This is a genomic window from Pseudomonas sp. 313 (assembly GCF_000316965.1).
GTDB lineage: Bacteria > Pseudomonadota > Gammaproteobacteria > Pseudomonadales > Pseudomonadaceae > Chryseomonas > Chryseomonas benzopyrenica.
The window spans coordinates 13702-37522 of record NZ_ANBZ01000044.1 but is presented as its reverse complement, the minus strand read 5'-3'; the positions used below and the strand labels follow the sequence as shown (position 1 = coordinate 37522).

At 64.5% G+C, this 23821-nt stretch carries 25 protein-coding genes and 1 tRNA gene; 12 read left to right on the top strand and 14 right to left on the bottom strand.

Features of this window, described 5'->3' with window-relative positions; genetic code table 11:
- Positions 1-18 precede the first annotated feature (18 nt).
- Together C722_RS0109870 and C722_RS0109865 are read left to right on the top strand one after the other, a co-directional pair.
- On the top strand, positions 19-879 hold the full coding sequence (locus tag C722_RS0109870; protein WP_017640344.1) for a pirin family protein: 861 nt from the start codon (positions 19-21) through the stop codon (positions 877-879).
- 55 nt (positions 880-934) lie between these two features.
- Positions 935-1276, top strand: a complete 342-nt coding sequence (locus C722_RS0109865) for an FKBP-type peptidyl-prolyl cis-trans isomerase (RefSeq protein WP_017640343.1) — start codon at positions 935-937, stop codon at positions 1274-1276.
- Positions 1277-1289: 13 nt separating this feature from the next.
- Here the strand turns inward: C722_RS0109865 and C722_RS0109860 are convergent, their stop codons facing one another.
- The gene (locus C722_RS0109860) at positions 1290-1478 is read right to left on the bottom strand and encodes a hypothetical protein (protein ID WP_017640342.1); all 189 of its coding nucleotides are present in this window, start codon (positions 1476-1478) and stop codon (positions 1290-1292) included.
- A gap of 224 nt (positions 1479-1702) precedes the next feature.
- Positions 1703-4387 (bottom strand): glycoside hydrolase family 5 protein, encoded by a 2685-nt coding sequence (locus C722_RS24805; RefSeq protein WP_037063577.1) that lies wholly within the window; start codon positions 4385-4387, stop codon positions 1703-1705.
- Positions 4388-4831: 444 nt separating this feature from the next.
- Here C722_RS24805 and xth point away from each other — a divergent pair, with 444 nt between their 5' ends.
- Positions 4832-5620 carry an exodeoxyribonuclease III gene (gene xth, locus C722_RS0109850; protein WP_017640341.1) on the top strand — a complete coding sequence of 263 codons (789 nt, stop codon included), beginning with the start codon at positions 4832-4834 and terminating at the stop codon, positions 5618-5620.
- A 6-nt stretch (positions 5621-5626) separates the two neighbouring features.
- Here the strand turns inward: xth and C722_RS0109845 are convergent, their stop codons facing one another.
- Positions 5627-6019 carry a hypothetical protein gene (locus C722_RS0109845; RefSeq protein WP_017640340.1) on the bottom strand — a complete coding sequence of 131 codons (393 nt, stop codon included), beginning with the start codon at positions 6017-6019 and terminating at the stop codon, positions 5627-5629.
- A 251-nt stretch (positions 6020-6270) separates the two neighbouring features.
- Between C722_RS0109845 and C722_RS24800 the strand changes: the two genes are divergently transcribed.
- Complete coding sequence (locus tag C722_RS24800) at positions 6271-7116, top strand: sigma-54 dependent transcriptional regulator (protein WP_017640339.1); 846 nt, start codon at positions 6271-6273, stop codon at positions 7114-7116.
- A gap of 249 nt (positions 7117-7365) precedes the next feature.
- Positions 7366-8250 carry a dTDP-4-dehydrorhamnose reductase gene (gene rfbD, locus C722_RS0109835; protein ID WP_017640338.1) on the top strand — a complete coding sequence of 295 codons (885 nt, stop codon included), beginning with the start codon at positions 7366-7368 and terminating at the stop codon, positions 8248-8250.
- 71 nt (positions 8251-8321) lie between these two features.
- Here the strand turns inward: rfbD and C722_RS0109830 are convergent, their stop codons facing one another.
- Positions 8322-9890 (bottom strand): catalase, encoded by a 1569-nt coding sequence (locus C722_RS0109830; RefSeq protein ID WP_017640337.1) that lies wholly within the window; start codon positions 9888-9890, stop codon positions 8322-8324.
- Between the two features lie 260 nt (positions 9891-10150).
- On the opposite strand from C722_RS0109830, the gene C722_RS0109825 reads away from it, so the two are divergent.
- Positions 10151-10411, top strand: coding sequence for a hypothetical protein (locus C722_RS0109825; protein WP_017640336.1), 261 nt, complete (start codon positions 10151-10153; stop codon positions 10409-10411).
- Between the two features lie 88 nt (positions 10412-10499).
- Positions 10500-10706 carry a carbon storage regulator gene (locus C722_RS0109820; RefSeq protein WP_017640335.1) on the top strand — a complete coding sequence of 69 codons (207 nt, stop codon included), beginning with the start codon at positions 10500-10502 and terminating at the stop codon, positions 10704-10706.
- Between the two features lie 21 nt (positions 10707-10727).
- Here the strand turns inward: C722_RS0109820 and C722_RS0109815 are convergent, their stop codons facing one another.
- The gene (locus C722_RS0109815; RefSeq protein WP_017640334.1) at positions 10728-11198 is read right to left on the bottom strand and encodes a hypothetical protein; all 471 of its coding nucleotides are present in this window, start codon (positions 11196-11198) and stop codon (positions 10728-10730) included.
- Positions 11199-11775: 577 nt separating this feature from the next.
- Here C722_RS0109815 and C722_RS0109810 point away from each other — a divergent pair.
- Entirely contained in the window at positions 11776-12060 is a 285-nt protein-coding gene (locus tag C722_RS0109810; protein WP_017640333.1) for a hypothetical protein, read from the top strand.
- A 58-nt stretch (positions 12061-12118) separates the two neighbouring features.
- Here C722_RS0109810 and C722_RS0109805 read toward each other — a convergent pair.
- The 5 genes from C722_RS0109805 to dapA all read right to left on the bottom strand — a co-directional run bounded on the left by C722_RS0109805 (position 12119) and on the right by dapA (position 15931).
- A tRNA-Ser gene (locus C722_RS0109805) sits at positions 12119-12208 on the bottom strand.
- 80 nt (positions 12209-12288) lie between these two features.
- Positions 12289-12999 carry a phosphoribosylaminoimidazolesuccinocarboxamide synthase gene (gene purC, locus C722_RS0109800; RefSeq protein ID WP_007162774.1) on the bottom strand — a complete coding sequence of 237 codons (711 nt, stop codon included), beginning with the start codon at positions 12997-12999 and terminating at the stop codon, positions 12289-12291.
- Between the two features lie 157 nt (positions 13000-13156).
- Positions 13157-13915 (bottom strand): MBL fold metallo-hydrolase, encoded by a 759-nt coding sequence (locus C722_RS0109795; RefSeq protein ID WP_017640332.1) that lies wholly within the window; start codon positions 13913-13915, stop codon positions 13157-13159.
- Entirely contained in the window at positions 13854-15038 is a 1185-nt protein-coding gene (bamC, locus tag C722_RS0109790; protein ID WP_017640331.1) for an outer membrane protein assembly factor BamC, read from the bottom strand. Before bamC ends, C722_RS0109795 begins: the two co-directional genes overlap by 62 nt.
- A 14-nt stretch (positions 15039-15052) precedes the next feature.
- A complete protein-coding gene (dapA, locus tag C722_RS0109785; protein WP_017640330.1) occupies positions 15053-15931 on the bottom strand; it encodes a 4-hydroxy-tetrahydrodipicolinate synthase in 879 nt (292 codons plus the stop codon).
- A gap of 152 nt (positions 15932-16083) precedes the next feature.
- Between dapA and C722_RS0109780 the strand changes: the two genes are divergently transcribed.
- Both C722_RS0109780 and C722_RS0109775 read left to right on the top strand, forming a co-directional pair.
- The gene (locus tag C722_RS0109780) at positions 16084-16644 is read left to right on the top strand and encodes a glycine cleavage system protein R (RefSeq protein WP_007162770.1); all 561 of its coding nucleotides are present in this window, start codon (positions 16084-16086) and stop codon (positions 16642-16644) included.
- A gap of 22 nt (positions 16645-16666) precedes the next feature.
- Complete coding sequence (locus tag C722_RS0109775) at positions 16667-17140, top strand: peroxiredoxin (protein WP_017640329.1); 474 nt, start codon at positions 16667-16669, stop codon at positions 17138-17140.
- On the opposite strand, the gene C722_RS0109770 is transcribed toward C722_RS0109775, so the two are convergent.
- Positions 17141-17395, bottom strand: coding sequence for a sulfurtransferase TusA family protein (locus C722_RS0109770; RefSeq protein ID WP_017640328.1), 255 nt, complete (start codon positions 17393-17395; stop codon positions 17141-17143).
- Between the two features lie 95 nt (positions 17396-17490).
- Between C722_RS0109770 and C722_RS0109765 the strand changes: the two genes are divergently transcribed.
- Positions 17491-18930, top strand: coding sequence for a M48 family metalloprotease (locus tag C722_RS0109765; protein ID WP_017640327.1), 1440 nt, complete (start codon positions 17491-17493; stop codon positions 18928-18930).
- An 18-nt stretch (positions 18931-18948) separates the two neighbouring features.
- On the opposite strand, the gene nadA is transcribed toward C722_RS0109765, so the two are convergent.
- Positions 18949-20007, bottom strand: a complete 1059-nt coding sequence (gene nadA / locus C722_RS0109760) for a quinolinate synthase NadA (protein ID WP_026083760.1) — start codon at positions 20005-20007, stop codon at positions 18949-18951.
- A gap of 211 nt (positions 20008-20218) precedes the next feature.
- Here nadA and C722_RS0109755 point away from each other — a divergent pair, with 211 nt between their 5' ends.
- Positions 20219-22072 carry a pyruvate kinase gene (locus tag C722_RS0109755; protein WP_017640325.1) on the top strand — a complete coding sequence of 618 codons (1854 nt, stop codon included), beginning with the start codon at positions 20219-20221 and terminating at the stop codon, positions 22070-22072.
- A gap of 21 nt (positions 22073-22093) precedes the next feature.
- Here C722_RS0109755 and C722_RS0109750 read toward each other — a convergent pair whose 3' ends face one another.
- A complete protein-coding gene (locus C722_RS0109750; RefSeq protein ID WP_017640324.1) occupies positions 22094-22984 on the bottom strand; it encodes an LD-carboxypeptidase in 891 nt (296 codons plus the stop codon).
- Positions 22981-23784: an MOSC domain-containing protein gene (locus C722_RS0109745; RefSeq protein ID WP_017640323.1), complete on the bottom strand. Its 804-nt coding sequence runs from the start codon at positions 23782-23784 to the stop codon at positions 22981-22983. The genes C722_RS0109750 and C722_RS0109745 overlap by 4 nt, the downstream gene beginning before the upstream one ends.
- Positions 23785-23821 lie beyond the last annotated feature (37 nt).

Sequence of the window (23821 nt, the reverse complement as noted above, 5' to 3'; positions counted from 1 at the left end):
TGCCCCGCGAGGCCCCGCATGACCGCCCGAACCCTGCTGCACCGTCACCCCGCCCGGCGCGACGATATCGGCGATCTCCAGACCCGGCGCCCGCTGCCGGGTCCCGGCCTGCCCCACCTGGATCCCTTTCTCTTCCTCAATCACCATGGTCCCCAGGTGTATCCGCCGCACAACGCCGGCCTGCCCTTCGGGCCCCACCCCCATCGCGGATTCGAGACGGTGACCTTCATCCTGGCCGGTTCGCTCGCCCACCGCGACAGCGGCGGCCACGAGAGCGTGATCGAAGCCGGTGGCATCCAGTGGATGACCGCTGGCAGCGGCCTGGTCCATGCCGAGCTGTCGCCTGCCGCCTTCAAGCGCGACGGTGGCGACCTGGAGATCCTGCAGCTGTGGATCAATCTCCCCGCTCGCCTCAAGTTCACGCCGCCGGCCTACCACGGCGTCCCGGCTGCGGACCTGCCGCTGATCGAGGCGGATGACGGCCGGGTACGCCTCCGCCTGGCATCAGGTAGCCATCAGGGCATCCGGGGCGCGGTGGCGACGCCAAACCCCATCACCCTGATGACCGTCGAGATCGCGCCAGGGGGCTGCGCCACCCTGCCCGCCCCGTCCGGCGCCACCGTGTTCTGCTACGGCGTCCGTGGCAACCTGCAGATCGGCGGCCAGGAAGAAGCGCCGTGGCAGCTGTTCCAGTTCGCCGACGACGGCGACCAGGTCGAAGTCGCCAGTCGCGACGGTGCGGTACTGCTCTATGGGCATGCGGCACCCTTTGCCGAACCCATCGTCGCCCACGGCCCCTTCGTCATGAACAGCGCCGAGGAGATCCGCCAGGCAATCCGCGACTATCAGGCGGGCCTGTTCGGCGAGGTTCCGGAGTGAGTCAGCCATAAGAGCACGCTCAGGCTAGAATCCGGCTTTTGCCGGGAGCGCAGCGATGAGTGACGAAGTGCGGATCGAGGATCTGGTAGTGGGTGACGGCAAGGCGGTGGTCAAGGGCGCCTTGATCACCACCCACTACGAGGGCTGGCTAGACGACGGCACCCTGTTCGATTCGTCCCGTGCCAAAGGGCGGCCCTTCCAGTGCGTGATCGGCACCGGCCGGGTGATCAAGGGCTGGGACCAGGGGCTGATGGGCATGCGGGTGGGCGGCAAGCGGCGCCTGGAGGTACCGGCGGCGCTCGCCTATGGCGAACGCCAGGTCGGTGCTCTGATCAAGCCGCACTCCAACCTGAGGTTCGAAATCGAGTTGCTGGAAGTCCTGACGCGGGACGATTGATGCCTGACCGACTTCAGTTCGACGCCTTGGTATTCCGGCGTACCAGCTCGAGTTGGGCTTCGAGCACGCTCAGCCGGGCAAACTCTCGGGTGTAGATGACGAATTGCTCCTGAAAGCTCTGCCGGCTCCGGGCGAGATCCTGTCGATGACTGCGAATTTGCTCTTCGAGAGTCTGCAGCCGCTGCTGGGTGGTTTGCGTCATGGCACCTACTCCTTGTGCTTGTGGTGTCAAGCGGACTCTAACCGTGCCCTGACAAATCGAGCTAGAGCCGTTCGTCGTCCCTTAAACCACCGCTACAGAGCCGTTTCGTCTCGCTGATGCGCTTCCGTGCTGCGTGAAAGGCGCGTTTTTCCTTACCAGTCGGTCAAGAAAAAAGGCGACGAACCTCAAGAGGTTCGTCGCCTTCAGGATAGGCTCAGCGAAAGCTAGCGCGGTCCTACCGCCGTGCAACTGTTGCTGGCATCGACGTACTTCTTCAGGGTCGGCCACTGCGGCCGCTCCACGCCATTGACCGGCTCCACCGCCAGCGCGGCAGTTCCCCAGCCCGGACCCGCCGCCCAGTACGTCAGCGGCATGCAGTTCTGCTGCAGGTAGGCCAGCAGATTGTCGGTAGCCGTCAGCCAGCGGCTGTCGCCAGCCGGTACGCCGAACTCGGCGATCATGCCGCGCTTGCCATTGCGCTTGAGCCATTCGACGAAGGGCTTGACGCGATTGACCCCCACCTGCGGATCGAAGTTGTTCATGTTCTGCGCGGCGTAGCTGCCACTGCCGTCCTCATCGAGGTAGACGTTCGCCGCGTAAATGATGTTGTTGGCCGGATCCTTCAGATTGAGCAAGGCATTGCTCGCGCTCGGCCAGTTGGCCGCGCTACCCCAGGCATTGCCCTGGACGATCACCGGGTGGGTGCGGTCCATGGTGCGCACGCCGTCGATGCCGGACTGCGCCGTCACCGGCCAGCTGCTGTCGGCGCCATTGGGCTTACCCATGATGTCATAGCCATAGAGCGCGGCATGGTTGCCCCACTGGTAGGCCAGACGGTACATCAGATCCCAATAGTTGAAGTTGGTGACGGTACCGGTGCCGATCAGGGTGCCCTTGTAGCGGCCGCCGTTGTCCAGCGCCAGGATCACCTTCATGTTGTACTTCTTGGCCAGCTCCAGCACCTGGGTGACCTGCTGGGTGTACGCCCCTTCAAGGCTCCCGAAGAAGCGCGTCTGCAGACGTTCCCAGATCACCGGGAAGCGGATCAACCGTACGCCCTTGGCGCTCCACTGCTGGAAATGCGCCTCGCCCGGCATGATGTAGTTGACGTTGAGCACCCCCGGCAGGCTCTGGGGCGCGAAGGCGGCACCCGAGAAGTTCAGCCCCACCAGATTGAGCTTGGCGCTGTTGGCGGGTGTGCCGGTCGATCCCGTCGGCGTCGCCGCGGAACCGGTCCCCGGCGTGGTCGCGCCGGAGCTGCCGGTGCCGGTCGCGGGCTTCACCTCGACCACCGGCGCCGTCACGACCGGAGTCGTGCTGCCCGAGTTGCCGCCCGAACTGGTGCTACCGGTGCTGCCCGCACTTCCCGTACCACCGGTCGAACCGGTCGTGGCACCCGGCACCGTCGCCGGCGTGCCAGAGGTGGTGGTACCGGTCTTCAAGGTCTTGGGATAGCCATAGGCATTGCCATCGAGCTGCGGGCTCTCGATGAAGACGCTCATGTTGCTGCCGACGACCTGGGCATAGGTCACCTTGTAGCTCTTGCCATCGGCCGGCGTGATCTGCGCGCCTACCTTGAAGGCGCCCACGTTGGCGGCCGAGGCCGGAATGGAGAAGCCGGCGGCCTTACGATAGACGCCATGCAGCCAGTCTTCGTTAGTGAAATCATTGATCGCGGTGGTCACCCCGGTCGTGGTGGAGCCTCCGGTATTGCCGCCGCCCGCGGCGGGAGCCGCGCCCGAGCTGCCACCGCTGCTCGAACCGGTATTGCCGCTGCTGGAACCACCGCTGCCGCCGGTGGCACCAGTGCCGCCACCCGTGGCCCCGGTGCCGCTGGCCGGGGTGCTGCCAGTACTGCTGGCGAAGGGACCGATGGCGGTGCAGCTGCTGTCATCGATGTACTTACGCAGGGTCGGCCACTGCGGCCGGTCGACGCCATTGATCGGCTCCACCGACAGGAAATAGTTGCCCCAGCCCGGGCCGGCGGCCCAGTAGGTGGCGGGAATGCAGTTCTGCTTGAGATAGGCCAGCATCCGGTCCATCAACGGCAGCCAACGGGGATCGTTATCCGGCACGCCGAACTCACCGATCATGCCCTTCTTCCTGTTCTTCTTCAGCCACTCGACGAACGGCCGAACACGCTCCACGCCGTAATCCTGGCTCAGCTTGCCGACATCGATCCCGGTGTAGTTGCCACCGGCGCTCTCGTCGAAATAGGAGTGCGCCTGGAAGATCAGGTTGTCGGAAGGATCCTTGAGCGCCAGCAGGGAGTCGTTCCACAGCGGCCAGCGGGTCGCCTCCGACCAGCCGTTGCCTTCGATCATGATGGGCTTGGTCTTGTCGACCGCACGGACCCCGTTGATGCCGTACTGGGCGGCGATCGGCCACTGGGCCATGGAGTCGTGGGGCTCGTTCATGATGTCGTAGGCATAGAGCGAGGATTGGCTGCTCCAGCGCTGCGCGATCCGGGTCATGATCTCCTGATAGCGGTCGTAGGGAACCGCCGCGCTGCCGATCACCGATCCGCGATAGAAGGTGTAGTTGTGCAGATCGAGGATGATGCGCATGCCGTACTTCTGCGCATTGGCGAAGGTCTGGTCCACCAGCGCCGCATAGGTCGGGTCCAACGGACCGCCCAGCACGGGTTGCAGGCGCTCCCAGATGATCGGGAAGCGAATCAGCTTGATGCCCTTGCCGCTCCACTGCTTGAAGTAGGCTTCGACGGGAAAGATGTAGTGGGTACCGTTGACACCCGGTAGTACCTGTCCGGCGAAACCGGCACCGGACAGATTGAGGCCCACCAGATTGACCTGCTCGGCCTTGGCAGCGGCAGCCAGGGTCAGGACGGCAACGAAGGGAAGCACCCGGGCTGCCCTGCGGGAAAACTTCAGGAAGGATGGATTCATCATCACCAACTGCGCTAAATCGACAGCGCGCTCCCTGAACGCTGGCCGATATGAAGTGAGAGAAGAGTCGCGCGCAGGAAATTTGGCACGACGTTGCCTCCAGGCAGGTTTACTTATACAAGCCACATGCCAACTTCATCAGCAATTATGATGGCCACTATTTAGACATCACGGAAGAATAATAAAAGCCTTTGTTTTTATTGGATTTTTTAAAATTTCCGCTCATCGACTCAGACGAGTGAATCCATTCACCTCCGTTTTCCCAACACCACACTCCCGCCCGCCGTCAAATTTACTTCCGCCATATTGGAACAACCGCCAAAAAGTTCCCTAAGGTGCCAAAAAAAAGTAAGCCACAAATTAATGCGAAGTTGATCACATAATGGTGCAAGAGGAACTGGCTACATCAAGCTTGGGTCATGGCTATAACCGACTCAGGAGCGACCCATGACCGCCCTCACCCTTGCCACCTATAACGTCAATGGCATTCGCGCTCGATTGCCCATTCTCCTGCAGTGGCTGGAGCGGGAGCAGCCCGACATCGTCTGCCTGCAGGAACTGAAGGCCAAGTCCGCCGACTTTCCCCAGGCGGAGCTGGAAGCGGCGGGCTACGGTGCGCTGTGGGATGGACAGCCGTCCTGGAATGGGGTCGCTATCCTGGCGCGGGGCGACCAGCCCCTGGAGATTCGGCGGGGCCTGCCGGGACTGGCCGACGATCCGCAACGCCGCTATCTGGAAGCGGCGGTCAAGGGCGTGGTCGTCGCCAGCCTCTATCTGCCCAACGGCAACCCCTGGCCTGGTCCTAAATTCGACTACAAACTGGCCTGGTTCGAGCGCTTCATCGACCACGCTCAGAGTCTGTTGGAGAGTGGTCATCCGGTAGTGCTGGCCGGGGACTACAACGTGGTGCCGACCGACCATGACATCTACGATCCGAAGTCCTGGCGCAAGGACGCCCTGCTGCAACCCGAGAGCCGTGCCTGTTTCGAACGCCTATTGCGTCAAGGCTGGCTGGATGCCCTCCGGGCCTGCCATCCGGACGAGGCGATCTACACCTACTGGGACTATTTTCGCCAACGCTGGCAGCGCAACGCCGGCCTGCGCATCGATCATCTGTTGCTGAGTCCGGCACTGCAGGATTCCTTGCAGGAAGCGGGCGTGCATCGCTGGGTACGCGGCCTGGAAAAGACCAGCGACCACGCCCCCACCTGGATTCGCTTCAAGGCCCCTGCCTGAGCGCGCTCAGGCGTCGCGCAGCAGATCGTTGGCATTGAGCAGCGCGAAGAGGACTTCCGGACGCTGGTTAAGACCACGGCGCACCGCCGCCGGTATCGACTGATGGAGCTTGCGGCACAGTCCCGGTCGCGGCTGCAATTCGATCAGCATGCCACGGGCGCTGCGTACCTCTCCGGGTCCCGGCCCGATCTCCAGGCGGATGCCAAGCTGTTCCTGCAGGCGCTGCTGCAGTCGCTCCAGCTCAGCTACGCTGGCGATGTTTTCCAGTCGTTCCAATAGCCGCTGCTCTTCCTGGCGATTGAGCAACAGCGCTCGGGCATCACCGGCAGGGTCCGCCAGAATGGCGTCACGCTCGCAGGTGCAGACACCAGGTGGACAGGGAGCACGCAGGGAAGCCATCTGACTTCGATTCCTCTTCTTCAGGGGCAACAGGAATAGGCCCGCGGCTCCACCCTAGCGATAGTGGCAGCGGTCACGCAATGCAGCCTTGTTGGAAGAGGCAATTGCCGGTCTTCAGCAGACCTTCAGGTCACTACCCGGACTCCCAGAGCTGCGATCAATTCATACCCGATCCGTATAGATAACCAAACGAGCTAAAGGCATAGCTAAAGCTTATTTTTGGCATAACAACTACCACGTAGGATGATGCTTTGACTGCCTACGACCTCACCATGCCTACGCTCTCGTCCGATCTGCTGATCGTCCCTGCGGATCAGCAAAGTACCCTGACCATCCGCGCCAAGGCACTGGCCTTCGCCGATCCCCGCTCCCGACAGCTGCTCGAACAACTGGACGAGTGGGCACCCTTGCCAAGCCCTGTCGTACTGTCAGGCGAATGGGGAACCGGGCGCGAGCTACTGGCGCGTCGGCTGCACGAACGCAGCGGCCGAAGCGGCCTGTTCAGCAGCCTGAATTGCGCCTCGCTCAGTCGCCGACATGGCGCTGCCGAATTGTTTGGCTATGTCCCCCGGGCCTATGCCGGCACCTCTGGCAGCCGCCTGGGCTGGTTCGGCACCGCTCACGAGGGCAGCCTCTATCTCGACGAAATCGCCGACCTGCCTGGCGCGTTGCAGGAAGAGCTGGTGGAGGTCCTGCTGGACGGCAGCATCCTGCGCCTGGGCAGTAGCTTACGCACAGCCGTGGATGTCCGCCTGATCGCCGGTTCCAGCGTCGACCTGGCACAGGCGGTTCAGGCGGGTAACTTCTCTGCTCGCCTCTGGGCGCTGCTTGCGCCAGGTCTGGTGGCCGTCCCGCCGCTCCGTGAGCGCCCGGCCGACCTGCTACCGCTGGCCCGGTATTTCCTCCAGCAGCACGCGGACCGTCTCGACCGCAGGGCGCCAGAGCTGACGACCCAGGACCAGGCTGCATTGATCGCCTATCCCTGGCCGGGAAACATTCGCGAACTTGAACAGGTTCTCCATACCGCGCTGTTGACTGCCTCGACGTCAGGACTCCAGCTTGGCAAGCTGCTGCCACTGTCCCTGGTACCCCGCTGAACTCTGCCGACAGACGGCAGTCCTAGCCGCGTACCCTTGTTCGAGTCCCAGCATGACCACCCTGTCCATCCTGTCGATGCCCACTCCGCCATAGCCAGCGGCTGCCATCTTTCCCAGGAAAGATGACCGGAATCCTCGTTTTGTTGCCTCGCGCGGCAGACGTTGACTCGTGTGGGAAAAGCCCAGGGCTTTTCAGGAATCGACCGACAGGACGTACGTCTTCCGCTGAAGACGTTCAGGCATGCTTTCATGAATATTGTGATCACTGGCCGTTCCGGCCAAGTTTCGCGCGCCTTGCAGCGCGAGTTCGGTAGCACCCATCAATTGACCGTGCTGGGTCAGGCGGATCTCGATCTGGCCCGGACCGAGCAACTGCGCGCGGCCTTCGACCAGCTGGAGCCCGACCTCATCCTCAACGCCGCCGCCTATACCGCCGTGGATCAGGCTGAAGCGGAAATCGAGCGTGCCGAGGCGATCAACGCCCGGGCGCCGCAAATCCTGGCCGAGTTGGCGCGTGAGCGGGATATCCCCTTCGTGCACTATTCATCCGACTACGTTTTCGATGGCCGCGGGCATCAGCCCTATACCGAGGCTTGCGCGCCGGCGCCCCTGAGCGTCTATGGCCGTTCCAAGCTGGCAGGCGAACAGGCGGTACTGGCGGCCGGGGGCCGCGCCCTGGTGCTGCGCACCTCCTGGGTCTACTCCCATGACGGCCAATGCTTCTTCAACACCATGCGCCAGCTGCTGGCCGAGCGCGACGAACTCCATGTGGTCGAGGATCAGCTCGGCGCCCCCACCTGGGCGCCCACGATCGCCACGGCCACCCGCCAGCTGGTCGAACGCCTGCTGGAGCACGGCGATGTCGGCGGTCTCTATCACCTGACCAATGCAGGCCAGACCTCCTGGTACGGCTTCGCCGCCGCCATCGCCGCGCGCCTGGAGCGACGCGGCGAACTGCGCGCCCGCCTCTATCCCACCACGACCGCACACTACCCCACGCCGGCGACGCGACCGCTCTATTCGTGTCTTGACTGCAGCAAGGTCGAAGCGGTCCTGCCGAACGCCCTGCCGGATTGGCAGGCCGACTTCGACCGTTGCTGGGCGCGGTTCGAACGCGATAGAACGCTGAATTGAGCGGGTCGGACCCCGGCGGCGCCTGTCCGCCGGGTCGCCTCGGCTTCAGCCGCAGGCGATGGCGTCCCCCCTCAACGGCTTTCCCGTTCGCCACCCTGGTAGGTAGGTTCAGCCACGTCCTCGTTGGGCGCTGGATGGCCCGGCAGATTCGGTAGCGCCTTGGCCCTTTCCAGGTCGATGCCGGCGCCCTGGGCCACCCGGGTGCCATAGTCCGGATCGCAATGCCAGAAGTGCCAGACCATGCGCAACTGGATATCTTCGGGACAGGCCTGCATGTCGGCGACCAGGTTGGCGATGAGATCGTCCCTTTCCCAGTCTTCGAAGCTGCGATAGCGCGCACCGGTCTGCTGGTAGTCGGCAGCCGTCTTGCGGGATTGATAGCGCCCCAGATGCCCTTCGATCCACTGACGATACTCGTGCTGCGGCCGCGGCGCCTCGCTCAGGCCACCCTGGGAGCTGGGCTCGTAATTGACGTGGGGATTGCTCCCGCTGCGATCCACCTGCAGCGCCATCTGGCCATCGCGCTGATTGGTGGCGTAGGGGCATTTGGGCGCGTTGATCGGCAACTGCAGATAGTTGGCGCCGACCCGATAGCGCTGGGTATCGGAATAGGACAGGGTCCGCCCCTGCAGCATCTTGTCGTCGGAAAAGTCGATGCCCTCCACCAGCACCCCCGTGCCGAAGGCGGCCTGCTCGGTTTCGGCGAAGACATTCGAGGGATTGCGATCCAGCACCAGCCGGCCCACCGGCAGCAGGGGAAACTGGTCCTCCGGCCAGCGCTTGGTGTCGTCAAGAGGATCGAAAGGCAGTTCGTCGTGCGCCTCGTCCGTCATGATCTGCACGCACATCTCCCACTCGGGATAGTCACCCCGCTCGATGGCGTCGTAGAGATCGCGACTGGCATGGCCCACGTCGTACTTCTGGATCTCGGCCGCCTGCTCGCTGGTGAGATTCCGGATGCCCTGCTTGGGCTCGAAGGAAAACTTGCACAGCACCGCCACGCCCTGGTCATTGACCAGCTTGTAGGTGTTCACGCTGGAACCCTGCATGTGCCGATAGTCCGCCGGGATGCCCCAGGGGCTCTTCACCCAGGTCACCATGTGCAGGGCTTCCGGGTGATGCTGGACGAAGTCGTAGAAGCGCCAGGGCTCCTGGCGATTGGTGATGGGATCGGGCTTGAAGGCATGGATCATGTCGGGAAACTTGATGGCGTCGCGAATGAAGAACACCTTCAGGTTGTTGCCCACCAGATCCCAGTTGCCGTCCTCGGTATAGAACTTGATCGCGAAGCCCCGCGGATCGCGCGCAGTCTCGGGCGACTCCTTGGCCCCGATGACAGTGGAGAATCTCAGGAAGACCGGCGTCTTCACCCCGGTTTTGGTCAGCACCTTGGCGCAGGTGTAGCGGCTGGCAGGCTCGTCGCCGATGGTGCCATAGGCCTCGAACCAGCCGTGGGCAGCGGTACCCCGGGCATGCACCACCCGCTCGGGCACCCGCTCCCGATCGAAATGGGTGATCTTCTCGATGAACTGGTAGTTTTCCAGCGTGGCGGGGCCCCGCTCGCCCACGCTGCGCAGGCTCTGATTGTCCCGTACCGGATGACCCTGGCGGGTCGTGAGAGTGATCTTGTCGTCGCTCATGGTGGTCTCCAGGCTAGTCACGTCGAACACTGCAGTGACCGGGCCTGTCCGCGGCAGTTGTCTGCCGTCAGACGAGCTGTCCGGAGACGAAACGGCGCCTGGGTCGCTTGCGCCGACCACCCGGGGCTCTAGCCGCTACCTCTCGTCCGTTCGGCGGAAAAAATCGCTGATCGCGCTATCGATCCCATCCAGACTGTTTATCAGCAGTCGATAAGACTCACGGCGATACTCTCCAACAAGAACAGCAGCCGGAGCTTCCCATGCCAGAAGACTACGAAAGCGATCCGCACCCCTGCCCGAAACCGGCGGGGCACTCCGACTTCAACGAAATGGCTGCTGCCGTCGCCGCCGCCATTTCCGTCTGGGCGCTGACCACCCTGGTCGCCTTGCTCGCGGGTTATCACGGCAGCGGTCCGACCAATGCCATCAACCTGCTGGTGATCCTCGCAGGCGCTCTGGGGTTCGTTGGACGGCGCTGGCAACTGGGGCGTCGGTGTCGCTCCGTACAGCGCGCCAGATAGCCGGCGGAACCCAACAATCTGCCTACTGATTCTCACCGGAGGCGGAACTGGTTATCATCGCCGCCCTGAAATCATGGCAGGGATGCTCATGTCTTATCTGGTCTTGACCCGTCGCACCGACGAAATCATCAATCTTTCCCTGAAGCCAGGGGCCGATGAAGAACAGGTGCTGGACCTGCTGTTCAATGGCGGCATCAACATCCGCATTCTCAAGGTGCAGGGCGACCGCGTGCAGGTAGGCATCCAGGCGCCGACCGACATCAGCGTGATGCGGCAGGAATTGCTGCCCTTCTGAGTCGCCGCTGACCGACGGTCGCTACCGCAACCAGGGCGAGTGGCGGTTGCGCACGTACTCGAAACGCCCCTCCAGACCCCGCCATTCAATGCCCTGCCAGAGCTCCGGCGCCAGCGTGCCTTCGGCCTGCAGGTCCGCTCGATAGTGGGCGAAGAATGGCTGGCCGTCGCGCAGGACGATGACGTTGTGGCGCTCTTCGATCTGGGCGATGAGATCCAGGACCGCTTCGGCCGAGCGACCGCCACTCAGGCAATAGCAGCTGCCATATTGATGCAGCATGCTTGCGAAGCGGTAACGATAGAGAGTGCAGCGATCAGTCTCGAGGTGAACGCTCTGCCCCTTGGCATCCTGCAGGGCATGGTGGACGCAATGGTCGCAGTCCTCGAATTCCTGACGCGACTCCACCCATTCACCGAGAAACTGCTTCTTCCACCGCCATACCAGCAGCCCACGATCTTCAGGCCGTGAATACACGCTGACCTTGTAGAACATCGCTCGACTCCTCTTTTATTGTTATGCGCCGAAGTCACCTTCCAAGGTCTGCCGTTTGCCGCTCGCCCCTTGGGATCGCACGCGCTGTAGCGTACGTTTTCAGCATCGCTCCATTTGCCTGAGGCGTCCAGCCATTCCCAGGCGCCGGGCACTACCGCTCGACGGCGCGCAGTTTCGTCGACGCCATTGCGCTTGGCTGCCGAAAAAGTCGCGGCTTCGTCCAATTTCCATACAAGATGCAAGCGGCGGCACTTGCCGGATCAGCTGTTCCAGATCACGGCAAAACCCCACTCCAGAGCCGGATACAAGACAGGTACAGCTTTTCGTACCGCCTATCAGGCAACTCGATGTGGCCTGCTCAAGTTCTCTGCAGCGGACTAGTATTCAGCCAACATCGGCGCCTGGACCGATTCAAAGGCTCGCGTTAACAAGGACTTGGCAGGTCCTGACGTCATGCTGCCGACGCCAGACCGCGTTGCCGACGAGCAGTTGAAGAGGCGCTCCAGAGCGCTCGTCCTTTCGATAGTGATAAAGGCAAAGCTACTCGAAGAATCCCTTATCGACTCAAGGACTTTTTATGTCTGGTCTGGATAGCGACTTCAACGAAGCGCTTCATTACGCCATCAGAAACTGCCCTGCCCGTACGCCTGAGCAACGGGCCGCCATCGACCATGCCGAGAAGGTCATCCGCCAGGGGCCAGCCGCGCTCTCTCCGCTGGAGCGCAAGACCCTGGTCTTGGAACTGGGCTTCTGGCTGGACCGTTACCAGCGCCTGCAGGAATTCTCCGGCCAACGCCTGGTTGGTGCAGCGGCGGAGCCAAGCTGCTGCCTTGCGAACCAGGTCAGGGGCAAGGCTAGCTAGCCAAACGTCAGGCAATAAAAAACCCCGAGGTGCCTGGCACGCTCGGGGCTTCTGGATATGGCGGAGAGATAGGGATTTGAACCCTAGGAGCCATTGCTGACTCAACGGATTTCGAATCCGTCCCGTTCGACCACTCCGGCATCTCTCCAACGCGGCGCATGATACCAGCCATGGGGGCAAAAGCGAACAAGCAATTGCAAAAAAAGCTCTGGTATCAGCGGCTTGCGTTTAGAGTGGGACGCCCAGGCGCTGGGCGACCTCTTCGTAGGCCTCGATCACGCCGCCCAGACCCTGGCGGAAGCGATCCTTGTCCATCTTCTTGCGGGTTTCCTTGTCCCAGAGACGGCTGCCGTCCGGGCTGAATTCGTCGCCCAGCACGACCTTGCCGTGGAACAGGCCGAATTCGAGCTTGAAGTCCACCAGCAGCAGGCCGGCGTCGTCGAACAGCTGCTTGAGGATGTCGTTGATGCGGAAGGTCAGCGCCTTCATCTCGGCCAGTTGGTCGAGGGTGGCCCAGCCGAAGGCCTGGACATGGCTTTCGTTGACCATGGGGTCGTGCAGCGCATCGTTCTTCAGGAAGAGTTCGAAGGTCGGCGGCGTCAGCTCCAGGCCCTCTTCCACGCCCAGACGGCGCACCAGGCTGCCAGCAGCGAAGTTGCGTACCACGCACTCCACCGGAATCATCTCTAGCTTCTTGACCAGGCACTCGTTGTCGCCCAGCAGTTGTTCGAACTGGGTGGGGATACCGGCGGCTTCCAGCTTCTGCATGACGAAGGCGTTGAACTTGTTGTTCACCATGCCCTTGCGCTCGAGTTGCTCGATGCGCTCGCCATCGAAGGCAGAGGTATCGTTGCGGAACAACAGGACCAGGCGATCGGGATCGTCGGTGGTGAATACCGACTTGGCCTTGCCACGGTAGAGTTCTGCGCGTTTTTCCATCTTGGACTCCGGTTCGAATGGCTTGCAGGCTGTGGACGAACGCAGGTGAGACGAGCGGTTCGGGACGAGTACAGCCGGGAAGCGCAGTTTACATAGGATCGTGGGTATTTTGGCCGTGCAGGAGCGCCCGGCCGCTAAAGAAAACCGGGTCAGCGTCTCAGGCGATGGCCTGCCACTCCAGTCCCTGCTGCTGATCGGCGATCTGCAGCCAGTCCGCGTCGCAGCCGAGCACGTTGGTAAAGCAGGCGCGGGCAAGCCAGGGGTTGTTGTTCTTTTCGCTCAGGTGGGCGAGCACCAGATGCTGCAGGCCCGGACAGGCCAGCTCCATCACCAGCTCGGCCGATTGCCGGTTGTTGAGATGCCCACGCACCCCACCAACCCGCGCCTTGAGGTGATAGGGATAGGGTCCCGCGGCGAGCATATTGCTGTCGTGGTTGGCTTCGATCACCAGGGCATCCAGACCGCGGTAATGGGCCAGCACGCCGGGAGTGGCCTCGCCGAGATCGGTGAGCACGCCGAGGCGCTTGCGGCCGTCGTCGAAGACGAACTGGGTCGGCTCCAGGGCGTCGTGGGACACCTGCACCACCGTCACCTCCAGGGCATCCAGCACCAGCCGCTCGCCGTCCACCAGCAAGCCTTGGGCCGCTACTGGCTTGCGCAAGCCGCGACCGGTACCAGCGCTGTAATACACCGGCACTCCGTGCTTGCGCGCTAGGAGCTCGACGCCCTGCACGTGATCGGAGTGTTCGTGGGTGACCAGGACGGCGTCCAGCTGGGCAGGTACCACGCCCAGCCGGGCCAGACGACGTTCGGCTTCCCGCAGGGAGAAGCCGCAGTCGATCAGCACATAGCTGTTATGGCTGTGCACCAGGGTCGAGTTGCCCCGACTGCCGCTGCCCAGGATTGCGAAGCGCATACTGCATGCTCGTCTGAAGCTTTTTCAGCACGCCTTCGGCGATGTCCTGGGGTGCTGCGGTGTTGATGGTCTTGTCCAGGGTGACCTGGACGGTGTTGCCTACCGAGGTGAGGCGCACCTGGAAGCGCCGTGCGCGGGCGTCTTCCTCTTCCTTGGTCTCGCCCTTGCCAAACATGCGGCCGAAGAAGCCCGGCTTGCGCTCTTCGGGTTTCTGCGCGCCTTCGGCGATGTTCACGTAGTAGACACCCAGGCTGCGATCCATGTCGTCGACGCGGATGTCGGCGCCTTCGATGGCGCGACCCACGCTGGACCAGGCGCGATTCAGATCGCTTTCCAGCACCAGCATGGGCACGCCACTGCCGTCGACCTCGTAGGTCACGCGCTCGGGGGTATCGTAGCCACCGGCAGCCAGCAGCGAGACCGAGCCACTGCCCTGCTCGCTGCGGTCCAGGCCGGCCAGCACCTGATTCAGCAGGGCGTCATCGAGCGCCGAGCTGTTCTGGCTGCTGGACCAGGACGGCTCGCTGGAGCTGCCCTGGCTGCGGGTCTGGGTCTGGAGGAAGATCTCGCTGCTGCCCGATTGCACGCCCGGCTCGATGCGCAGGCGGGTGCGCAGCTCGGTGCCCGGCTGCAGGCGGCCATTGGTGCTCAGGCTGCGGGCCAGGGGCGTCGACAGCTCGGTCGGCGACTGCCAGGCGGTGATGATCTCACCGGTCTGCGGACGCTCTTCGGCGATGCGGAAGCCATTGTCGGTCAGGTACTGACGGGCCACCGGCCAGACGTTGGCCGGGACCTTCTGGGCGGCCAGCCAGCGGGCGTTGCCGCTGCGCTGCACGCTGAACTGCTCGTTGCCACTGCCCTGGACGGCCAGCGCCTGGGGTTTCGGCACTTCGAAGCCATAGGAGCGATTCTGGGTGTCGGCCACGTTGGCCGGGATCGGCAGCAGCGGATCCATAGGTTTGGCCTGGACATCGGTCGGCACCTGCATGGGGCCGGTTTCGCGGGATTCGAGATAGTCATTGCCGCGATCGCGGAAATAACCGTGCTCGCCCCACACCCAGCTGCAGCCACTGGCGGTGGCCACGGCCAGCCCCAGGGTGGTCAAACCCAGAACACGTTTCATCGACTGTTTCCTGATCACGCCAGCACTCCCGCCTGACGCAGGGCCTGACGTACCACTTCATGGCAGCGCGAGCTCAGCCAGGTCAGCGGCAGGCGGATACCGGCGTCGATCATGCCCATTTCGTGGAGGGCCCACTTCACCGGGATCGGATTCGATTCGATGAACAGATTCTTGTGCAGCGGCATCAGCTTTTCGTTGAGCGCGCGTGCGGTGTCGGCATCGCCCCGCATGGCGGCGGCGCAGAGTTCGCTCATCGCCCTGGGCGCCACGTTGGCAGTCACCGAGATGTTGCCCTTGCCGCCCAGCAGCATGAGCTCCGCAGCGGTGGCGTCATCGCCCGAGTAGACCAGGAAGTCCTTGCTGACACGGGAGAGGATGTCGCGTGCGCGGGCCAGGTCGCCGGTGGCTTCCTTGATACCGATGATGTTCGGCACCTTGGCCAGGCGCTCGACGGTCTCGGCCAGCATGTCGCAGGCGGTACGGCCCGGCACGTTGTAGAGGATCTGCGGGATGGCGACGGTTTCGGCGATCATGCGGAAGTGCTGATACAGGCCTTCCTGGGTCGGCTTGTTGTAGTAGGGCACGACCAGCAGACAGGCATCGGCGCCCGCGTCCTTGGCGGCGCGGGTCAGGTCGATGGCCTCACGGGTGGAATTGCCACCGGTGCCGGCGATGACCGGGATGCGGCCCTTGACCTGCTCGACCACATGACGGATCACGGCCACGTGCTCGTCGACGTCGACCGTGGCGGATTCACCCGAGGTGCCCACCGCGACGATGGCGTCGGTGCCTTCGGCGAGATGGAAGTCCACCAGCTTGGTCAGGTTGTCCCAGTCGATACGCCCCTGGGCGTCCATAGGGGTGACCAGCGCCACCATGCTCCCCGCAATCATGCAACCGCTCCTGCCGGAAAAAGAGAGCGGTAATGGTACTGACGCCTCTGCGCCAGCACAAGCAACGTGCCCCCAACGGGCATTCCCCCCGCGAGCGCTTTTCGCTACCCTTTCGCCTTTGCCAGTCTGTATCTCCCCTGCCAGGAACCCTAATGTCCGCTACCCCCCCGATTCGCGAACAATTTCTCGTCATCAGTGCGCTGGGCGCCAATCCCATGGAACTGACCAACGTGCTCTACCGCAGCTGCATGGACAACCGGTGCGCGGTGGTCAGCAGCCGGCTGAGCCGCCACGGGGAATACAGCGCGTTGATCCTGCAGGTCTCGGGCAACTGGGACGGTCTGGCGCGCCTCGAAGGGGGCCTCGCCGGCCTTGGCAAGCGTCACGGCTTCACCGTCGGCGTCACCCGCAGCGCCGCCCTGGAGAATCGCCCCCAGGCCCTGCCGTACGTCGTCTATGTCAGCGCCGCCTATCGTCCGGACATCCTCAACGAACTCTGCCAGTTCTTCGCTGACCACAAGATCGAGGTGGAGAACCTGGTCTGCGATTCCTACCAGGCGCCCCAGACCGGCGGCACCATGCTCAACGCCACCATCACCGTGACCCTGCCGGCTGGCACCCAGATCAGTTGGCTGCGCGACCAGTTCCTGGATTTCGCCGACGCCCTCAATCTCGATGCCCTGATCGAGCCCTGGCGCCCGCAGAGCAACTGACAGGACCCGCAAGGAGCTGCCCATGAGCGTGACCCTCGACCAACCGCTTCCGGATTTCCAGGCCCAGGCCACCAGCGGCCTCGAGGTCTCGCCCGCCAGCCTGCGCGGTCGCCAGGCGGTGCTGTACTTCTATCCCAAGGACAACACCCCCGGCTGCACCACCCAGGGCCAGGGCTTTCGTGATCTGCACGAGCAGTTCCAGGCGGCCGACACCCTGATCCTGGGCGTCAGCCGTGACAGCCTGCGCACCCACGAAAATTTCCGCACCAAGCAGGGCTTTCCCTTCGAGCTGATCAGCGACAAGGACGAGACCCTCTGCCAGCTGTTCGACGTGATGCGGCAAAAGAAGCTCTATGGCAAGGATTACATCGGCGTGGATCGCAGCACCTTCCTCATCGACCGGGAAGGTGTGGTGCGCCAGATCTGGCGCGGCGTGAAGGTGCCCGGGCACGTCGCCGAGGTGCTGGCCGCCGCCCAGGCGCTGAACGGAGCCTGATCAGGCCTTGCGCAGCCAGTAGCGGAAGGTCTCCCCTGCCACCTCTTCACCCACCAGAGCGTGTCCCGACAGCTTGGCGAAGGTGCGGAAGTCGCGTTGCGAGCCGGCATCGGTGGCCGTAACGGCGAGGACCTCGCCGGTTGCCAGACGGTTGAGTTCCAGCTTGGCTTTGAGCAACGGCATGGGACAGCTCAGGCCGGTGGCGTCCAGCTGGGCGGTCACCGCGCCGGTGTAGGGTTGGCTCAGGTCGGCCATGGGATTCTCCATTGTGGGGTACGCCAGTGTCAGGGTCGCTAGGCACCTAGACGGCGGGCCGCTAAAGTAGCCCTTTTGCGGCCACGAGTCATGCCATGAAAGTCCTGCGCCCTGCCCTGCTGTCCCTGGCGCTGCTCGCCGCGCCCTTCCTGGCGCAGGGGGCGAACGATCTGCCGTCGCTGGGCGATGCCAGCTCTTCGATCGTCTCGCCCGAGCAGGAGTTTCAGATGGGCCGCGCCTGGCTGAGCATGTTGCGCGGCCAGGTCCCGGCCATCAACGATCCGCAGCTCAAGCAATTCGTCGAACAGACCGTCTACAAGCTGGCCGAGACCAGCGACCTGCAGGACCACCGCATGGTCTTCATCCTGATCAAGGATCCGGAGATCAACGCCTTCGCCGCGCCCGGCGGGGTGATCGGGGTCAATGGCGGGCTGTTCCTGAAGTCGGAGACCGAAGCCGAGTACGCGGCGGTCATGGCCCATGAGCTGGGTCACCTCATCCAGCGCCACTTCGCCCGCGGGGTGGAAAACCAGCAGCGCATGCAGTTGCCGCTGATGGCCGCGCTGCTCGCCGGCATCGTAGCTGCGGCCGCGGGCGGTGGCGATGCAGGAATCGCCGCCATTGCCTCGACCCAGGCGGCGGCCATCCAGAGCCAGTTGCGCTTTTCCCGGCTCAATGAGCAGGAGGCCGACCGGGTCGGCATCGTCAACCTGGAGCGCGCCGGCTACGATCCGCGCGCGATGCCGGAAATGTTCGGCCGTCTCGCCCGCCAGTATCGCTACGACCGCACCCCGCCGGAATTCCTGCTGACCCACCCGGTCACCGACAGCCGGATCGCCGATACCCAGGCGCGTGCCGAGCGTTTTCCCAAGGGCGGCGTGGAGGACAGCAAGCGCTTCCAACTGATGAAGGTGCGTGCTCAGATGTATTTCGAGGAAACCGCCGGCCTGCTGGTGAAGCGCTATAGGGCCCAGCTGCAGGAAAACCCGGACAACGATGCTGTACGCTACGGCCTGGCCATGGGGCTGACCAAGCAGGGTCAGCTCAACGAGGCGCGCGACACCCTGGCGCCGCTGCTGCGCAAGGCGCCGGACGACATCAGCTACAACCTCGCCCAGGTCGATCTGGACATCACCGCCAATCGCCTACCCGACGCCCAGAAACGGGTGCAGCGGCTGCTGGAGCTCTATCCAGACGATCTGGCCGTGAGTCTGGCCCAGGTGGACATGCTCGGCCGCACCAAGCAGGCCAAGGCCGCCAGCCAACTGCTCGACAAGCTGCTCAAGCAGCGGCCGATCGATCCGGATCTGTGGAACCAGGCGGCGGACGTCCGCGGCCAGGCCGGTGATCTGGTCGGGGTGCACCAGGCGCGAGCCGAGTACTTCGCCCTGACCGGCGACTACAACCAGGCCATCCAGCAGCTGGGCTTCGCCAAACAGCGTGCGGCCAGTAACTATCAGCTGGCCGCGCGAATCGACGCCCGCCAGCAGGAGATGATCGCCCAGCGCAAGCTGAGCGAAGAGATCCTGCGCTAGCGTCCCAGGCAGCGCCTATTAGGCGTTGCCCTTGATCCTTAGCTGCAGCGCCTGGGTGAAGTCGAGCATGCGCTTGAGCGGCTTGACCGCCCGGGGGATGAGGGCTGGATCGACCAGCACCTCGCCGGAGCCGTCGAGCAGGCAGTTGAGGGTGCGCTCCAAGGTATTCATCGCCATCCAAGGGCAGTGGGCACAGCTGCGGCAGGCGGCGCCGTTGCCGGCGGTGGGCGCCTCGATGAAGGTCTTGTCCGGACAGGCCTGCTGCATCTTGTAGAAGATGCCGCGATCGGTGGCGACGATGAACTGGCGATTGGGCAGCGTCTGGGCGGCCTTGATCATCTGGCTGGTGGAACCGACATGGTCAGCCAGTTCGATCACCGCCTCGGGCGATTCCGGATGCACCAGAATGGCGGCCTCCGGGTAGAGCCGCTTGAGGTCTTCCAGCTGGCTGGCCTTGAACTCCTCGTGGACGATGCAGGAGCCTTCCCACAACAGCATGTCGGCACCGGTCTCGCGCTGGATGTAGCGACCCAGGTGACGATCGGGCGCCCAGAGGATGGTCTCGTCGTTGTCCATCAAGTGCTCGACGATATCCAGCGCGCAGCCGGACGTCACTACCCAGTCCGCGCGCGCCTTCACGGCGGCGGAGGTGTTGGCATAGACGACCACGGTGCGCTCGGGGTGCTGGTCGCAGAAGGCGGAGAATTCGTCCACCGGGCAGCCCAGGTCCAGGGAGCAGGTGGCTTCCAGGGTCGGCATCAGCACCCGCTTTTCCGGGTTGAGGATCTTGGCCGTCTCGCCCATGAACTTGACCCCGGCCACCACCACAGTGGACGCCGGATGGCGATTGCCGAAGCGGGCCATCTCCAGGGAATCGGCGACGCAACCGCCGGTCTCCTCGGCCAGGGCCTGGATCAGCGGATCGGTGTAGTAGTGGGCCAGGAGCACCGCGTTCTGCGCCTTGAGCTCGCGGGCGATGGCGGTCTTGTAGGCCGCGATCTCGTCCGGACCGAGCGCCTTGGGCTGCTTGGCGGCCAGATGGGCCTGGACCAGGAGACGTTCGGAAATCTGCACCATGGCGGGTACCTGAAAACGGTGGTCGTCAAGGCCGCGCATCATAGCAGCATCCTCGCCGACTCCCTATGGTCGCCAGCGGCACCTCCGTGATGAGTGGCCATGTGCCGCTAATGTCTGGCAACACTTGGCTTTTCACTTCTCCGGCGGCCGGGGGTCCGAGACAGGAACGCCCGGCGAGCGTCTCGCCGGCCCCTGCTGCTGGAGACCTATCGTGCCGCCCCGTTCGACCTCGCGCTCCCGGACCCCCGATCACGCTCTCGCCACCCTCCTCGATGAGCTACGCGCCCTGCACGGCGCTCTGCAACAGGCCAGCGCGGACCCACGGCTGGATCGGCAGGCGCTCAATCCCGCCTACCGGGCCAGCGCGCAGAACCTGCTCGCCTATCTGGCGCTGCGCGATGGCGACCTGCATAGCCTGCAGCTGCAGCTCTCCGCCCTGGGGTTGTCCTCTCTGGGCCGCTCCGAAGCCGCGGTGCTGCCGGCGGTGACGACGCTCATCAACACCCTGGAACGATTGCTGGGTGGCAGCCCAGCGGCACGGCCTACCACCAAGACCGCCAACCCCCTGGCCGACCACGCCCGGACGCTGTTCGGCACCCCGTCCTCCGCACGGGCGGTGCGCATCATGGTCACCCTGCCACGGGAGGCCGCGGACAACTATTCGCTGGTACGCGACCTGCTGGCGGCGCACATGGATTGCGCGCGCATCAACTGCGCCCATGACGAACCGGCCAGCTGGCGACGCATGATCGAGCACGTGCGGCGGGCCAGCGCGGAGCTGGACCGGCCGTGCAGGGTGTTCATGGACCTGCCGGGACCCAAGTTGCGCACCGGCCCCATCGCCACGGGCGCGGCGGTGCAGAAGGTAAAGCCCGAGCGCGACGCCCAGGGTCGCGTACGCCATCCAGCGCGGATCTGGCTGACCGGTCGCCGCCGGTCGCGACCGGCGCCCTCCCCCGCGGCGGCCAGTATTCAGGTAGGCGAGCGCTGGCTGAGCGGCTTGCAGCCAGGTGACCGGATCCAGCTGACGGACACGCGTCGGGCGCAGCGTCGCTGGACGATCGTCGAGGTCACGGACCGCGGCTGCTGGGCGGAGGCGGCCAAGACCACCTATCTCGCACCTGGGCTGCACCTGAGCGTCGAGCGCTACGGACGCAAGCGGCACAGCCGCATCGGTGACTTCGCTCCGCAGCCAGGCGCTCTGCGGTTGGCCGAGGATGACCTGCTGATCCTGACCGCCGACCAGACGCCCGGCCAGTCCGCCAGCCATGACAGCGGCGGTCGCCTGCTGACACCGGCCACCCTGGGCTGCACCCTGCCCCAGGTATTCGCCGACGTGCGCGGCGGCGAGCCGGTCTGGTTCGACGACGGCAAGATCGGCGGGGTGATCGAGCGCGCCGATCAAGACGCACTGCACGTCCGCATCACCCATGCGCCCGGCGGCGCCAAGCTCAAGGGCGACAAGGGCATCAACTTTCCCCAGAGCACCCTGCGGCTGGCAGCGCTGGGCGACCAGGACCTCGCCGCCCTCGCCTTTGCCGCCGAGCATGCCGACGGCATCGAGATGTCCTTCGTCAACAGCGCGGACGACGTCCGCGCCTTGCTCGTGGAATTGGAACGCCTGCAGGCCGACCACTTGGCCGTGGTATTGAAGATTGAGACCCGGCGTGGCTTCGACAACCTTCCCGCGCTGTTGCTGGCGGGAATGCAGCGCGGCGGATTCGGCGTCATGATCGCCCGTGGCGATCTGGCGGTGGAAGGCGGCTTCGAGCGTCTGGCGGCCCTGCAGGAAGACATCCTCTGCCTGTGCGAAGCGGCCCATGTGCCGGTGATCTGGGCGACCCAGGTCCTGGAAAACCTGGCCAAGAAGGGCTCACCTTCCCGCGCCGAGATCACCGATGCCGCCACCGGGGTCCGCGCCGAATGCGTGATGCTGAACAAGGGCCCGCACATCCTCAAGGCGGTCGCCACCCTGGATGAGCTGCTGGTGCGGATGCAGGGCTACAACAGCAAGAAGCGCCAGATGCTGCGCAAGCTGGAACTGGCCTCGCCCTGGGCGGACTGATCCGCCCAGGGCCGGTTAGGCCTAGAGGACCTGCAGGCGACCCGCTTCCAGACGGACACGAGCCCCATAGGGCCAGGCCTGGTTTTCCGGGCCGTGGCCGCTGGGCAAGCCGCGGTAGAGGGCGATGCCGCGCGGGGCCAGCCATTCGGCAAAGATCTCTTCCAGCGACTGCTCGACGTTGCGCGGTGGACAATCGGTGAAGGTGCCCAGGCAGACGGCGCCGATGCGATGTTCGGTCAGGTTGCCCAGCAGCTGGCAGAGGCTGCGCTCCAGCCGGTAGTAGGGCTCGCCGACGTCTTCCAGCATGAGGATGGCGCCATCATGGGGACGCAGCGCTGCCGCCGTGCCGACCACGCTGGCCAGGGTGGTGAGGTTACCCCCGATCAGCTCGCCGGCAGGCACCTGGGCCGGACCGGCCAGGCGCTCCAGTTGCCAGCCCGGACGGGCACCGGCGCACAGCTCCAGCACCGACTCCAGGGAGCGGATACGGGCGGCCTGGGCTTCAGGATCCTCGTCACGACGCCCCCAGTCCAGCGCGCCGGGACCGTGGATTGCGGTGAGGCCACGGCGGTGAAAGGCTTCCAGCAGTACGGTCAGATCGGAGTAGCCGATCAGGGGCCGCCCCTTGCTGCTGGACAGCCGCGACCAGTCCAGCCAGGGCAGCAGCTGGGCGGAGCCATAGCCGCCGCGCAGGCACCAGACTGCATCCACGTCTGCCTGGCTGAACGCCCAATGCAGATCCGCTGCCCGCTCCTCGGCGGTTCCGGCGAGATAGCGATGGCGCTTAAGCGCCTGCTCCCCCAGCACCGCTTCGATACCGGTGGCCTGCAACTGCTCGACCGCTGCCGTGACCAGCTCTTCCTTGACCGCACCTGCCGGACTGACCAGCGCCACACGCCGCACGGGACTCATTCCAGCACCTCCACTGGCATGCCGGCCTCGATGACGCCACGGCCCAGGGGGATGACGTTCATGCCGAACAACATGCGGTTGTCATTGAAGCGGTATTCGCGCAGCGCGGTCAGCGGTTGCCGATCCGGATCCTTCTCGCCGGTCACCGGATCCTGGGTGATGACGATGCAGCGCGCGCAGGGACAGGCCACGGCGAAGTCCACCGTCCCGATGCGCAGTCGCTTCCAGCCATCCTCGGCATAGGCCGGCGTCCCTTCCACCACCAGATTCGGCCGGAAGCGCAGCATTTCCAGCGGTTTGCCGACGCGCGCCACCAGATCGGCCAGAGAGGCCTCGCTGGTCAGCAGCAGGGGAAAGCCATCGGCGAAGTGGACCTTCTGCCCGGGCTCGGCAAAATCAGTGTTGATCTGGCGAGCATGGCTTTCGGCAATGTGCACCAGGCGGCAAGGACGCCCGAGGAAGTCGCTCAGCCAGGCATCGGCTTCGGCAGCCACCGGCGCCTGCAGGGTATCGCGCCAGATGGTCACGCCGAGTTGCTCGTCTGCCGCGCCCGGCACCGCCACCTCGATCGGCGTCCGTCCCGGTGCGCTCAGGCGCAGGCGGTCAGCGGCCAGCCAGCGCGCCTCGATCTGATTCATCTGCGCCAGTTGGCGCAGGGTCAGGAAGCGGCCGGTGTCGGCATCTACCACCATCCAGCGGCGATCACCCACCAGGCCCAAGGCGTCCACCTCGGCCTGCGCCAGGGATTCCACGGCCGTCGACTTGACGGGATAACGATAGAGGGCACTGAGGTGCGACATGGGCGCGGCTTCCTGGCGGCGGACAAAGGCCGCCAGT

Bases quoted from the DNA above. Each gene is read 5' to 3' on its own strand.
- C722_RS0109870 (WP_017640344.1), top strand. From the start codon at position 19: ATGACCGCCCGAACCCTGCTGCACCGTCACCCCGCCCGGCGCGACGAT.
- C722_RS0109865 (WP_017640343.1), top strand. From the start codon at position 935: ATGAGTGACGAAGTGCGGATCGAGGATCTGGTAGTGGGTGACGGCAAG.
- C722_RS0109860 (WP_017640342.1), bottom strand. From the start codon at position 1,478: ATGACGCAAACCACCCAGCAGCGGCTGCAGACTCTCGAAGAGCAAATT.
- C722_RS24805 (WP_037063577.1), bottom strand. From the start codon at position 4,387: ATGATGAATCCATCCTTCCTGAAGTTTTCCCGCAGGGCAGCCCGGGTG.
- xth (WP_017640341.1), top strand. From the start codon at position 4,832: ATGACCGCCCTCACCCTTGCCACCTATAACGTCAATGGCATTCGCGCT.
- C722_RS0109845 (WP_017640340.1), bottom strand. From the start codon at position 6,019: ATGGCTTCCCTGCGTGCTCCCTGTCCACCTGGTGTCTGCACCTGCGAG.
- rfbD (WP_017640338.1), top strand. From the start codon at position 7,366: ATGAATATTGTGATCACTGGCCGTTCCGGCCAAGTTTCGCGCGCCTTG.
- C722_RS0109830 (WP_017640337.1), bottom strand. From the start codon at position 9,890: ATGAGCGACGACAAGATCACTCTCACGACCCGCCAGGGTCATCCGGTA.
- C722_RS0109825 (WP_017640336.1), top strand. From the start codon at position 10,151: ATGCCAGAAGACTACGAAAGCGATCCGCACCCCTGCCCGAAACCGGCG.
- C722_RS0109820 (WP_017640335.1), top strand. From the start codon at position 10,500: ATGTCTTATCTGGTCTTGACCCGTCGCACCGACGAAATCATCAATCTT.
- C722_RS0109815 (WP_017640334.1), bottom strand. From the start codon at position 11,198: ATGTTCTACAAGGTCAGCGTGTATTCACGGCCTGAAGATCGTGGGCTG.
- C722_RS0109810 (WP_017640333.1), top strand. From the start codon at position 11,776: ATGTCTGGTCTGGATAGCGACTTCAACGAAGCGCTTCATTACGCCATC.
- purC (WP_007162774.1), bottom strand. From the start codon at position 12,999: ATGGAAAAACGCGCAGAACTCTACCGTGGCAAGGCCAAGTCGGTATTC.
- C722_RS0109795 (WP_017640332.1), bottom strand. From the start codon at position 13,915: ATGCGCTTCGCAATCCTGGGCAGCGGCAGTCGGGGCAACTCGACCCTG.
- bamC (WP_017640331.1), bottom strand. From the start codon at position 15,038: ATGAAACGTGTTCTGGGTTTGACCACCCTGGGGCTGGCCGTGGCCACC.
- dapA (WP_017640330.1), bottom strand. From the start codon at position 15,931: ATGATTGCGGGGAGCATGGTGGCGCTGGTCACCCCTATGGACGCCCAG.
- C722_RS0109780 (WP_007162770.1), top strand. From the start codon at position 16,084: ATGTCCGCTACCCCCCCGATTCGCGAACAATTTCTCGTCATCAGTGCG.
- C722_RS0109775 (WP_017640329.1), top strand. From the start codon at position 16,667: ATGAGCGTGACCCTCGACCAACCGCTTCCGGATTTCCAGGCCCAGGCC.
- C722_RS0109770 (WP_017640328.1), bottom strand. From the start codon at position 17,395: ATGGCCGACCTGAGCCAACCCTACACCGGCGCGGTGACCGCCCAGCTG.
- C722_RS0109765 (WP_017640327.1), top strand. From the start codon at position 17,491: ATGAAAGTCCTGCGCCCTGCCCTGCTGTCCCTGGCGCTGCTCGCCGCG.
- nadA (WP_026083760.1), bottom strand. From the start codon at position 20,007: ATGGTGCAGATTTCCGAACGTCTCCTGGTCCAGGCCCATCTGGCCGCC.
- C722_RS0109750 (WP_017640324.1), bottom strand. From the start codon at position 22,984: ATGAGTCCCGTGCGGCGTGTGGCGCTGGTCAGTCCGGCAGGTGCGGTC.
- C722_RS0109745 (WP_017640323.1), bottom strand. From the start codon at position 23,784: ATGTCGCACCTCAGTGCCCTCTATCGTTATCCCGTCAAGTCGACGGCC.